10 protein-coding genes are annotated in these 13,293 nt (G+C 33.4%); all 10 read right to left on the bottom strand.

Annotated features, from left to right (window positions below; all coding sequences use genetic code 11):
- Positions 1–15: 15 nt before the first annotated feature.
- The 10 genes from BMY96_RS08220 to BMY96_RS08175 all read right to left on the bottom strand — a co-directional run bounded on the left by BMY96_RS08220 (position 16) and on the right by BMY96_RS08175 (position 13,292).
- Positions 16–2,697: a glycoside hydrolase family 3 protein gene (locus tag BMY96_RS08220; RefSeq protein ID WP_092851217.1), complete on the bottom strand. Its 2,682-nt coding sequence runs from the start codon at positions 2,695–2,697 to the stop codon at positions 16–18.
- A gap of 1,033 nt (positions 2,698–3,730) precedes the next feature.
- Positions 3,731–4,372 carry a copper homeostasis protein CutC gene (locus BMY96_RS08215; protein ID WP_245750568.1) on the bottom strand — a complete coding sequence of 214 codons (642 nt, stop codon included), beginning with the start codon at positions 4,370–4,372 and terminating at the stop codon, positions 3,731–3,733.
- Positions 4,373–6,304 carry an endo-beta-N-acetylglucosaminidase gene (locus BMY96_RS08210; RefSeq protein WP_092851215.1) on the bottom strand — a complete coding sequence of 644 codons (1,932 nt, stop codon included), beginning with the start codon at positions 6,302–6,304 and terminating at the stop codon, positions 4,373–4,375.
- 452 nt (positions 6,305–6,756) lie between these two features.
- A complete protein-coding gene (locus BMY96_RS08205) occupies positions 6,757–7,827 on the bottom strand; it encodes a mannonate dehydratase (RefSeq protein ID WP_092851214.1) in 1,071 nt (356 codons plus the stop codon).
- A gap of 6 nt (positions 7,828–7,833) precedes the next feature.
- Entirely contained in the window at positions 7,834–9,021 is a 1,188-nt protein-coding gene (locus tag BMY96_RS08200; protein WP_092851213.1) for a CaiB/BaiF CoA transferase family protein, read from the bottom strand.
- Positions 9,011–9,790: an enoyl-CoA hydratase/isomerase family protein gene (locus BMY96_RS08195; RefSeq protein ID WP_092851211.1), complete on the bottom strand. Its 780-nt coding sequence runs from the start codon at positions 9,788–9,790 to the stop codon at positions 9,011–9,013. The genes BMY96_RS08200 and BMY96_RS08195 overlap by 11 nt, the downstream gene beginning before the upstream one ends.
- Positions 9,777–10,931: an extracellular solute-binding protein gene (locus BMY96_RS08190; RefSeq protein ID WP_092851209.1), complete on the bottom strand. Its 1,155-nt coding sequence runs from the start codon at positions 10,929–10,931 to the stop codon at positions 9,777–9,779. The genes BMY96_RS08195 and BMY96_RS08190 overlap by 14 nt, the downstream gene beginning before the upstream one ends.
- A 29-nt stretch (positions 10,932–10,960) precedes the next feature.
- Entirely contained in the window at positions 10,961–12,049 is a 1,089-nt protein-coding gene (locus BMY96_RS08185) for a lactonase family protein (protein WP_092851207.1), read from the bottom strand.
- 17 nt (positions 12,050–12,066) lie between these two features.
- A complete protein-coding gene (locus tag BMY96_RS08180; protein ID WP_092851205.1) occupies positions 12,067–12,864 on the bottom strand; it encodes an SDR family NAD(P)-dependent oxidoreductase in 798 nt (265 codons plus the stop codon).
- 11 nt (positions 12,865–12,875) lie between these two features.
- Positions 12,876–13,292, bottom strand: coding sequence for a hypothetical protein (locus BMY96_RS08175; RefSeq protein ID WP_092851203.1), 417 nt, complete (start codon positions 13,290–13,292; stop codon positions 12,876–12,878).
- Position 13,293: the final 1 nt, after the last annotated feature.

The following is a 13,293-nucleotide window of genomic DNA, read 5'->3' as shown; positions in this document are numbered from 1 at the left end:
TTAGTTTGTTTATTGTTAGTTTATTAATGTAACATCTTTTATTAATACATTACTAGTAGTAGTATCTGCTACACCCTTAAAGCCCGGTTGTTTTCCTCCAACACTTACGTTTAATGACCCTGTGTTTAGCACATTAACACCTTCATTATTAATTAAAGCGTACTGTTTTGGACTAATACTAAAACTTATTGTTTTAGTTTCTCCAGCTTTTAAATGAATTCTTTCAAAACCTACCAAAGTTCTTATTGCTGCATCTTCTTGTTGCTTATGTGAAATGTATAACTGAACAACTTCATCACCATCAACTAATCCTGTATTTTTAACCTCTACTTTAATATTTAAGTTATTATTTATACTAATGGTATCCGGAATATTTAATTTACTATATGTAAAATTTGTGTAGCTTAAACCATGTCCAAAAGGGAAAAGAGGATCTCCTTTAAAGTATTTATAGGTTCTGTTTTTCATACTATAGTTTTTAAAATCTGGCAAATCCTTTACAGACTTATAGAATGTTATTGGTAGTCGTCCTGCAGGGTTGTAGTCTCCAAACAAAATATCTGCAAGAGCATTTCCTCCAAATTCGCCCGGGTACCATGCTTCTATAATTGCAGGAACATTATCTGCGGCCCAATTAACTGCCAACGCACTACCGTTCATTAAAACTAAGATTGTTGGTTTACCAAGGGCATAAACTTTTTTCATTAATTCAATTTGTGTTTTAGGAAGCGTAATGTCTGAACGGTCTCCTTTATCAAAACCTTCCAATAGCACAGGCATTTCCTCTCCTTCAATGTCTGGAGATAGTCCCAAGCACAGTACAACAACTTCCGATTTTTTTGCGGCTTCTAGAGCTGGTGTTAATAAATCTTGATCCATTTTTGCCCAAACAAATTGTGCTTGAGGATCTGAGTGGTAGTTATAGTATTCTATTCTTATATCGTGAGCTTCTCCTGCTTTTAAAGCAATATCGAAATACTTCGTTTTTGGTTCGTGGTCGTCTTTAAAATCAAACTTCAACTCATTGTTAAAATAAAGTTTACCTGCGCTACTAGCTTTTAGCCCTATTCTATATTTACCACTTTCGTTAGGTACTAATTGCCCTGTCCATTTTACTGAAAACTCATCGGTTTTTAAGTTCTCTAAAGGTCTTTTTAAGGTCCAAATAAAATCTACAATAGTATCGTTTTTAATAACTTCTGGAATTCCTTCCCAATTTTTGTTTCTAAAATACTCTCCTTTTAAACCATTTTTTTCACCATTTTTTAACACTGCAGAAGGTATTGTATTCAACATTGGCCAGCCAATAGCAATATCACTTCCTAACGCATAATTTATAGTTGCATTGGGTAACTTTTCTTTTATAGCATATAATGGTGTATTGTATTTTTTTGGGGTACCATGATAATTGCCTAGTAAAGCTTGCTTAGAATTTGCGTTAGGCCCAATTACTGCAATAGATTTAATGTTTTTACCTAAAGGCAACGTATTATTTTGGTTTTTTAGCAACACTATCGATTCTTTTGCTATTTTTTCAGACAAATCATAGTGCTTTTGGCTAGCGACGACGTTATAAGGGATTTTCGACCATTTTACATCTTTTTCAGGATCAAACATACCTAGTTTAAATCGCGCTGTCATTAACCTAGTTAGCGCTAAATCAATTTTTTCTTCATCTACCATTTTTTTTAAAACAGCTTCTTTTAAATTTGGATCATAACAATCTCCACAATTTAAATCTGTTCCTCTAGAAACTGCTAAGGCACTGGCCTCTGCTGGGGTTTTTACAAGCTCGTGTTTTTCTGGTTCCCAAAAATCATTAATCGCCCAACAATCGGAAACTACGTAACCTTCAAAACTCCAATCGTCTCGAAGAATTTTTTGTAACAACAGATTACTACCGCAACAGGCCTGGTCCCTAAAGCGGTTATAAGCACACATTACAGAATGTACTTTGGCCTCCTTTACTGCGGCTTCAAATGCAGGTAAATAAGTTTCGAATAAATCTTTATTAGAAGTTTGATAATTATCTTGATGTCTAGATTTTTCTGGTCCACTATGTACAGCAAAGTGTTTTGCCGTGGCTACAACTTTTAAATATTTAGAATCGTCTCCTTGAAGTCCTTTTATATAATTAACTCCTATTCTACTAGTTAAATACGGATCTTCGCCATAAGTTTCTTGACCTCTTCCCCAACGTGGATCTCTAAAAATATTAATGTTTGGTGTCCAAAATGTTAAACCTTGGTAAATACCTCTTTTATCTTCAGAAATAAATTTGTGATGTTTTGCTCTAGCTTCGTCGGATACTGCAGTCCCCATCTCAAAAATTAGAGATGTATTCCATGTAGCCCCCATGCCAATACCTTGCGGAAAAACGGTCGCCTCACCAGCTCTTGCAACACCGTGTAAACACTCGTTCCACCAATTATAAGCAGGCACTCCTAGCCTACTAATAGCAGGAGCGTCGTATCTCATTTGTGATACTTTCTCTGTTAGTGTCATTTGGTTTATTAAATCACTTACCCTTTCTTGAATAGGCAAAGAGGTGTTATAAAATTTAAAAGCAGTAAAATTTGTTGTTTGCTCGTCTGTTTTGGTTTTATTACACGAAACAAAAAAAAAGGCAAAAATTATTAAACAAATTTTTGAAAGCTTAATTAAAAACTGTGGGTTATAGTAATTACTAATGTTCATTTAATGAAATGTTTTTTATTGTAAATAAATTAATTGTTAGTTTCTATACTTTTGGTTTAATAGAAAACACAAACCTTTATAAGAAAATCTTTAAAAGCTCTTTTTTTAATGCCTTCTATTTTCACAAAAAATATTAAAATAAATGTATATAATATATAAGGATAGAAATAATACTTATAGAGCAAGTACTAAAAGAATTGTTGCAATTAGTCATTAAAAAGGCCAAACGCATCACTAGAGATATAAAATGCTACATATGTTATAATTACCTATTTAATATTACAAATGTGTTATTAAAAAGTTAAATCCTTAAGAAACATTACTATTTTCAAGTTAAAAAACACCAATATTAACCCTACAATTTTTGATTGATTATTATTTGGCCTTCAACCAATTTTTAGCTTAAATTAATTAAACATTTGGATTATTTCCTTTTAGTTTAGTCCTTAATTGTTGTTTAAAAATACTTTTAAATTATTTGATTAGAGACAAACAATCGTTTTTGGTAAGCTGCTTTGAAGCTGTTCTATTTAAGTACGCCTAATATAAATTCCCTATACAGGTTTAAACTAATGCTAGTTTTTATTTAACACTATTTTTATGGAATAAACTAACACCGGCAAACCCTTGGTATTACTTTCCTACTTATTAGTTTTTTACAAAATAATTCCTATAGCTCTTTGTTATTAGTTTTAAACCATCCTCACAAATACCATATTGCAGAAATAACATTTTCAACTTTAACAATGGAATTTTAAGGCATTAGAAATCTCACTTCCTATATCTTTCTTTTCTTTAATTTGACAACTAATAAAACTAACTGTGAGATGTAAAAGTAGATTTCCCTAATCACTACTTAAAAAGCATTAAAATAAAAAAGGGCTAATCTTCTTTAATCTTATCGATAAATATAATCTTTTTTTAACTCCTTTTCTATTGGATAGTATTATTCTATTTTAAAAGTAAATAACAATATCATAGCCAATATAAAAATTATCATCACTAACTGTATACCTACTTAATTGAGTTACTTTTATAGCTCTCCAACAATTAACTTACCATGATACGCTTTAGCCTTCAAAATTTCGTGTGCTAATGCTAAATTTAAGTTTGTTACTTTTCCACAGGGCATAATCTGTAATTTATCTCCTGCTACTTTCATCATTTGTTTTATTAAGTTTTTCCCCTCGTGCCATGTATTTCCCTTTCCAGAGGTTAGTACCGTATTAACACCTTTTATTTTCATAAGTTGTTTTGTGGCTTCTATTGGGTCTTTTACTGTATCTATAGCTTTATGAATGGTAACTTTCATAGGAAAGGCAAGCTCTGTCAATAATTCAATTTTAGATATATCTAATTCAGCTGTAGTAGTTGTTAATCCAAACACAACGCCTTCAACTCCTATAGACTTACATTGTTGTATTTCTGATTTGATTATGTCTAACTCCGTTTTAGAGTATATAAAATTGCCACCACGGGGCCTAATAATGACTCTAATTGGAATGCTACATGCTTTTTTAACAGCTTTTATTGTTCTTATCTTTGGCGTTAGTCCATCCAAATTTAAACAGGCGCACAATTCAATTCTATTTGCTCCTTGTTTTTCTGCATTAATGGCTTGTTGTAAACCTTCTACACAAGCTTCTTTAATGTATGAATAATTAATTTGATTCATTTATTTTAAGTAAACTGCACTTCTTGAAACCTTACTTTTTGTTCCATCTTTTGCTATGGATTCTACAAGAATTTTTATAGCGTTTATACTGTTTTTTATTTCAAAAGGAGCCACGTAATAATCTGTACTTCTTGTTTTACCTAGCCATATTTTTTGATTATTATTTAGGTAATAAATATTGTGAAATTTAGCTCGTTTATCACCGTCTATATGCACATAAATCTCTATTTCATTTTTATTAATAAAGGGAGTTACCTTTATCTTTGGCTTTTTTATAGATAGCTCCTTAGCTTTTGTCACTGTGAGTGAACCTAGGTTTACAAACTCATCTTTATTTCCTGTAAACATAGCTTCAATTTTAATAATTCTACTTCCTTTTAATTCTGATAAACTAAATTGACTTTTAGTCCAATCTTGATATGGTCCTGCTAAAAAAGACTGTTGAGAACCGTTATTGGTATAAATTACTATACTTAATGTTCCTGAACCTTTAGTGGCAAAAGACAACATTTCGTTACCCGATAATTCTAGTGCTGTTTTATATAAAGGTATTTTAATGTTTTTAACACTTTTTACTGCCTGAAACTTAACAGAAGATCCTCCCGTATAACTTTCTGTAAAATCGAAATTAGCTTTAACCATAGTTGTATCAACCTGCCACTGCCATGTAGGTAAAATATCTTGAATACTTAAATTATGCCATTCTTTATTTGATACGGAAAAACCTTCTTCATTATAAAACCGACCTAACCCATAATTAAAATTTGTAATAAAAGGAAGCTCTCTAATTACCGAACGTGCAGGAATATATTTTGAAAACCCTTTCCATTCTTTAGATTGCCAAGCAGGAACATCTTCTTCTATAATAGTACCGTTCCAAAATTTTTGTTCCTCAACATAAACGGATTCTGGTTGTTTGTCTTTAGCTATATTGAATGTAGAATTTGGCCAATACAAACCAATAGATGTTGTATAAGGCTTTTCGTTTTTATACAGCCCTTTCCAGTTCGTTGGCGTTTTATAGCTTTTACCTTGCACATCTATGCCTGAAAACAACTCCCACGGACTTCTATTAATTTCTTTTGCACGTTTATGAGAATCTTCCAATTGTGTTTCGCTCCAACCAAAATCCAGGAACATAATATCTGATAGTTTTTCATCTTCATTTTGAAAATACATACTATTATGATGATTTAACTCATCTTGCCAAATAACACGCCCGTCTTCTATCATCGCATCATACCACATAATTTTTAGTGATTTGCTTGATTTTTTTTTATAGTATTTTAAAAAATCTTGCATCAAATTTGCTTCTTTTTGTTGCATACCATTGGTTTCTTGATTGATAAACCAGCCTTCAAAACCATAAATCTGGGCAACCTCAATGAGTTTATCGGCCACTAGAAAATTGCCATTAGCATCTTGTTGTAAAAATTCCCGAACCCACTCCTCTTTACCGCCATAAACATTTGGCGGAAAAAAGACAGTTCCTAAAATTTCAACACCATTCTGGTGAGCAGATTCTATCCAATACGACGTAGGTGTAACTATAATCCCCTCAAAAGCTGAACCTCCCCATTGCACCAAATAATCTATATATTGCCAATATGGAAATGCATATTGCGCTACAGATTGAAACCCCTGTGATGGATTATTACTTGTAGTGTAAGGTGCAATTAACGAAACTATAGATGGCTTTGTACTAAGTACTGGACGTAGTTGTGTTGTACTATCTATAAATCGTTCTTGTAGCGGCAAATGACTTATATTGAATTTGGTATCGATATCCGTTTCTGGTTGCCATTTCAATAATTCATCTATAAACCAATATGACGAAAATGGCTGATGCTTACTAAGTTTTCTTTGAGCATTTGAAAAATTAAAGAAAACAACTAGTACAAGTATCTGAAATGGAGTTTTAAATTGCTTCATACTAATAATACATTCTTAATAGTTTACATATATACTACGGCGACACTTTACCTTATTTGATTTCTAGTCCAAACCATCTTCTTACCTAGGGTTGGTGTTTTTTTTCTAGTAGTTACGGAAAAAGATTAAATTTTCCTCTAGCACACCTACAACTTTTTTATAAATAGTACTTTTTTACTGGTTTCTAACCAACGCTCTTGTAACGCAAAAACAAAACACCTCAAAGATATTTCCTATTTTAAAAAAATCATTAAAATACTAATTTTTTTAAAAGCGTTTGGTCGTTTAACAAGTTATTTATAAATCAATTAACACTAAAATATTCCGCAGAAAATAGACGAGAAACACTTATTAAAGGTATTCCAAATAAATATATGTTGTGTTTACATTTTCTTGTTCACATAACATCGATTTAAATCTTTCCAAAAGGATAATTTTAGATTTTGCAATTACTATTCATTCACAGCCCTTAAAGCTGCTTTCATGAATCCCATAGCATAAGCCATACCTGCGTACCATGAACCATCGCAACTCATTTGCGGTGTATGGTCTGGAATTAGAATACCTTCAAAACTATTCTGTTTTAAAATTTCTAATATTTTAAACATATCTATATCTCCTTCATCCACAAATACTTCTTTATAATTAGGTACTTTGCCTACTACATTTCTAAAATGAATATAAGCAATTTTATTTTGTTTACTGTACTGTTTTGTTGCTTCGTATACATTACCATCGGTCATTTCTGCAATGGTTCCTAAGCAAAATTCAAGATTATTACTTTCGCTAGGTTGCATGTCTATAAGACGTTGGTACATATCTGGTTGGTATACCAATCGTGGTGTGTTTCTAACATAGGGCATTGGTGGGTCATCTGGGTGAGCAGCCATTTTAACACCCGCTTCTTCTGCAACAGGAATAATTTCATCTAGAAAATACTGCAAGCGTTCCCATAGTGTATCATGAGATACGCGTTCTACGGTGCCTTCTGGCGCATTTTCATCGTAAACCATATTCCAAACCATGCCATTGGGTATTGGTTTTTCGTCTACTGAACCTTCCATCCCAACAGAAACAGCGCCTCCCCTAGCAAATGGTTTTTCAACTCTACTAGATACGCCAGCCAAAGAAAAATTGTATCCAAAAACAGGTATTCCTGCTTTTCCAACTATACGAATCTGCTCTTTAACCAATTCTATTTGTGCTTCTTTTTTGGGGCCATCCAAAAGAATATCATGCCAAATAGAAGGGTCGAAATTTTCTATAGCATACCATTCTAAACCGTGACTATTTATCTCTTTTTTAATTTTAAGAAGGTCTTCTAAAGTCCATAGCTCGCCATTACCTGCTTTACCCCAACCTCTATCGCCACCAATAGGCTGGTTGGCGTTAGATTTACTGTTGTCTGTATTACCAAAATAATCTACCATGTGTACCACTAAATGTGTAGCACCACATTGTTTTGCAAACTTATAATGCTGCTCATTGAGCATGTGACGGTATAATCCAAATCCTAATTTCATCTTATACTATTTTTGTTTTAAAAATGCTTTAATCTCTTCATCTGTATAGCTACTAAAGTGTTGTAATATCTCTTCGGCGTGTTGATTTAATAGTGGAGCAGGTTTATCAATTTTTTGTGGCGTATCACTAAATTGCACAGGAAAACCTGTAGTTTTTACTTTACCTATTGTTGGGTGTTCGTACTCCAAAATCATATTATTATGCTTTATTTGTGGATCTTCTACCATCTCTTTAAAACTATTAACTTGGGAACACCAAATATCTTCTGCTAATAATATATCTAACCATTCGGTAGTAGTTTTTGTTTTAAAAACAGCATTGAAATCATTACGAATATCATCCCTTCCTTCTATAATATTATTTGAATTAAATGCTTCGTTATCATATTTATCCAAACCGATGACCTGGGCTAATTTGCGCACAGTATTCATGCCTATAGCAATATAGCCATCACTTGTATCGTACAATCCATAAGGCGCTCCAAGCCAAGGATTTGGAATACCACTTTCACTACGTTCAGGGTTTTCGCCTTTATGTAAAAACGCCGTAATTTCTTGAGTATGAAACCCTACTGCCGAACTCAGTAAATTAGCTTCTATTTTTTGACCTTTTCCTGTAACGCTACGCGAATAAATAGCTGCCAAAACCGACTGTACAATAAACAAACTCGTTAATAAGTCTGCTTGTCCAACGGCAGTCACTACTGGTAAATCTCCTTTTTTTCCATTTAAAAATGGGCCACCGCTTATAGATTGCGCCAGTAAATCTTGTCCTGGTCGTTTTAAATAAGGGCCAGATGCACCGTAACCCGAGCTTGAACAATACACCAATTTAGGGTTTAGTACTTTCATATTGTCATAGCCTAAACCCAAACGCTCCATAACTCCTGGACGGAAATTTTCTAAAAGAATATCGGCCTTAGCAATAATGTCTTTTGCTATTTGTTTGCCCTCATCTGTTTTGATATCGAGTGCAATACTTTTTTTATTTCTGTTGAAACTAATAAATGAAATACTTTCGCCTTTTGGATACAGATTTCCATAAGCATAGTGACGCATCCAATCGCCTTTGGGAGGCTCTATTTTTATGATTTCTGCACCCATGTCTCCTAACATCTGCGTTGCCCAAGGGCCTTGTGCTAATTGTGAAAAATCGGCAACAACCAATCCTTTTAATGGTCCGTTATTTTCCATTGTTTTCTGATTTTTTTATAAAATTTTGAATAGCTTTTTGAGCATCATCATGTAAGTACAATTTTTTAACGGTGCGTGCTTCATTGTTTATACGTTCTTCAAAAGGGGTAGCCGTCATACTTAAGTTTACTAAGCGTTTTAACTGCGCAATAGATTGTTGTGGTCGCCTTGATAATTTACCTGCATAATCCATGGCTTGAGATTGAAAATTATCACTTGGAAATATAGTGTTAACAACACCCCAATTGTTTAAAGTTTTAGCATCATATTGCCCTCCTAAAAACAACATTTCTTTAACTCGATTAACGCCTACCTTTTGAATTAGGCGTTGTGTGCCACCTCCACCAGGAATTAAACTTAAAAACACTTCTGGTAATCCCATTTTGGCATCTTCTGAAGCTACAATCATGTCACAAGACAAAGCAATTTCAAAGCCGCCCCCTAGCGCAAAACCGTTTACGGCAGCAATCCATGGTTTTGATGCATGTTCTATAGCATCATACAATTGCATCCCTTTTTCTTGAAATGCATCAAACTCTTCTGCAGTTTGACTACCATACTCTTTTATATCGGCTCCCGCCATAAACGCTCTTCCTTCTCCCGTTATAACAGCGACATTTACTTCATTATTTGAATTAATCCATTTAATACCTTCAACAATTTCATCCATCATTAGCCGATTCATGGCATTTAATTGTAAGGAGCGGTTAAATTTTAACACCGCTATTTTACCTGTGGTTTCAACCTTTATAGTTTTAAATGTCTTCATTACCAACTGATTTATAAAGTTCGTTTAAGTCTTTCATAATAATTTCAGAGCTGATATTTTTCAATATCCCTTCATGAATAATGTCTGCACCATGCTCCTGAAATTGATTCCACCCTGGATGCTGTGGACGTATATAAGCGTTTTCAATAGTTAACTTAGTGTCTTTAAAAAAGTTATTACATAGCTCATTGTTCTCTGCATTTTCCCAAGCAGTTTTACTTGCAGGTTGCCCCCCATTTAAAGTAAAAACACCTTTTTGAATATTTGCACTTGCCGCATACATGACAAAATTTGCAGCTAAAGAAGGTTGCTTACATAAAGCTGATACTGCTAGTCCTACACCTCCCATTATCGTTGACACGTTTTGCTGCTGGCCAACTGGACTATTGGTGAAATGCACGATATTTTTGGTGTAACTTTTTCGGGAATAGTTGGTGTATCCAAATAAATAGGGTGAATAAATGATTTTATCTTCATTACCCATGCTGTCTAATATTTGAATAGGATTCCAATTTAAAGACTCTGGATGACTATGCGCTACATGAAATTTTATATCGTCTAATACCTCCACTCCAACTTGCGAATTTATATGTTGATTTTGAATAAAATCTTTACCATAATTCTGAGCACAAAGGCTTAGAAATGTACACCAAATATCGGTTGGACATAGTGCCCATGCTATTGAAAACTCTGATGGTAGTTTTTTATAAAACCCTTTAAGTTCATCACGGTTTTTTGGCAAGCTTAAACCTGTGTTTTTAAGAAGATCTTTTCTATATGAAGCCACTAAAGCCGCCGCATCTATAGGCGTTGCATAGAAACAGCTATTGTAATGGTAAATATCATAACATTTACCTAAAGCGTCAGATTTTAATAGTTCTAATGCTTCTGAAGATACACATGTTTCTAATTTAAGTAACAATCCATTTTTATCGGCTTGCCCCATATAAGGATGGTCAATAGTTATAAAATCGTACTTACCAATTAAATCCTCTATCGGCATGTCACCAAATTCTTTTAGCGAGCGCACATCCCACTGGATGTTTATCATCGGATTTACTTTTTTGAATGCCTTTGATGCTGCAATTAGAGGTTCATACCCTCGTGGGTGGTCCCATGCTATACCTTTAAGTTCAATCATTTTATATTATGATTATTTAATTTTTTAATTTACAACCAGCAAATATTTACTGGTGTTTGTACTTCTAGCTTAGATTTTTCTTTAAGCATTCCAGTGTTTGAATGAATTTGAAATACTACCAATACATTTGAATCTTGATTTGCTACAATAAGCCAATTTCCAGTTTTATCTATATTAAAATCTCTTGCTGTTTTTCCTAAAGTAGGTTGATATCCTAATAAACTCAATTGTTTAGAGGTATCATCAATTCTAAATATTGTAATAGTTTCTGAGCCTCGGTTTGAAGCGTACAAAAACTTGCCGTTTGGATGCATTTTAATAGCTGCGCCACCAATAGCTCCTGTATGATTTTCTGGAATAAAACTTAGTTTTTGCACAATTTCGGGTTTACTTCCTTGTAGATTAGCCACAGAAATTCCACCTGTTAACTCTCCTAATATATAAGCAAAATCTTCGGTGTTATCCATAACCATGTGCCTTGAACCGCTACCCTTCTCAATGGTAATATCAAGATTTGGCTTAGCCTCCCATTTTTTAGAAATAGGATTTAGTTGATATGCCTTGGCCGTATCTAAAGTTAAGTCTACTCCGTACATTTTATCTTTTCCAAAAGGATATACCATATGGGCATGTGCAGCTTCCTGTCGTTCTGTATTAGGCCCTGTACCTTTGTGTTTAATCTCTTGCGAACAAGGTGCTAAACTCCCATCGTTTAAAATTGGAAAAGACAATAAATTTCCTGAAACATAATTAGCTAACACTAGTTTATCCTCAATTATATCTAAATGACATGCATAATCCCCATTTATTTTTTGTGAGTTTAAAAGCGTTAATGCCCCATCTTTTTCAATTTTATACGCATACACTTTAGGGTTTAAGTTTTCAAACATTTCCTCAAGAGCATATAGATATTTTTTGTCTTCAGAAATTGTAAGATAACTAGGATTACGCTGTTTTGTATAGTGCAGGTTTTTAATTTCTCCTGTTTCTAAATTTAGTTGAAAGCACCCTATACCTTTACCTGTTGGGTTTTCGGCAGGTGCACCCGCTTGCGTGTAACTTCCTGTATAGAATATTGCCATACTTTGTAGCGTTAATGTTAAGAGAATCAGTTTCATAAATAAATTATGATTTATTATTTTTTACGTGGCGGTCTGGGGTCATACTGTATGGTATGATTCATATACGCACCATCTATATAAAGGTCTGAACCATTTATATAGGCTGCCATATCACTAGCAAGAAAGGCTACAGTATTTGCAACTTCTGTAACATTGCCAACGCGACCAGATGGAATCCAATTGTTGAATTTTTCTCGACCAAATTTGTTAATTTCTTCTCTATTCATATTAGTTTCTATAGCTCCGGGAGCTACCGAAACCACTCTTATATTACTTTCTGCTAATTCTAGAGACAAGCATTTTGAAAACATTTTTAAACCCGCTTTTGCAGAACAGTAATGAATTAATCCTTTTCTTGGTACAGCATCATGAATGGATGAAATATTTATGATAACCCCAGATTTTTTTAATTCCATTCTTCGCCCCGCTTCTTTAGCACACAAAAAAGGACCTTTTAAATTAATATTAAGCACTCTATCCCATTCGTCTTCTTCTAAATCTAAAACATGCTCTACGCTTTCACTTCCAGCATTATTTACTAAAATATCTAAACTGCCAAGTTCTTCATCTAGTTTATTAAACATAGCTTTAACCTCTTTAGATTTAGATACGTTTGCTCTACCTATGGCTACTTTTACATTAAAAGACTTTCTTATCTCTTCGGCAACAACTTCTGCCTTTTCTTTATTACTGTAATAATTTATAAAAACATTTGCACCACAAGCTGCTAGTTGCTTACAAATTTCGGCTCCTATACCTTGGCTTCCCCCAGTAATTAAAGCTGTTTTTCCAGCTAAATCAATATGTTTCATGTTGCTTATGTTTACTTTACTGTATTAAAAAGAGTTTTAACCTTTTCCTTTAATTCAATTTGTTTATCGTTATTTAATGGAAAAAACTCAAAATCAGAAATGTGTGTGTTCGATTTTTCTATAATTATAACTTCACTACCTTTTTCCATGGCTATATTATGCCACATATCTTGTGGGATATTATAAACTTTATGTTGTTCCATGAGTTGCAATTCAAAAACGGGCTCTCCATCTTCTATTTTGGCAGCAATTAATACTGAGTTTCCTTTTGTTAAAACAAAAACCTCATCTGTTTCTAGATGAACATCTAGTTTTTTTATATTATCAATATGCTGTTCTTCCTGATAGTTAAGCTGAGCTACTTGCCATCCTTCTCGTATTAAAAAAGGATGGTACCCATCGCCCTCTATTTTATATATTTCTATCATA

Origin of the sequence: Algibacter pectinivorans, assembly GCF_900112595.1 — a bacterium.
Classification (GTDB): Bacteria; Bacteroidota; Bacteroidia; order Flavobacteriales; family Flavobacteriaceae; genus Algibacter_B; species Algibacter_B pectinivorans.
This window is presented reverse-complemented; position numbering and strand designations above follow the sequence as displayed.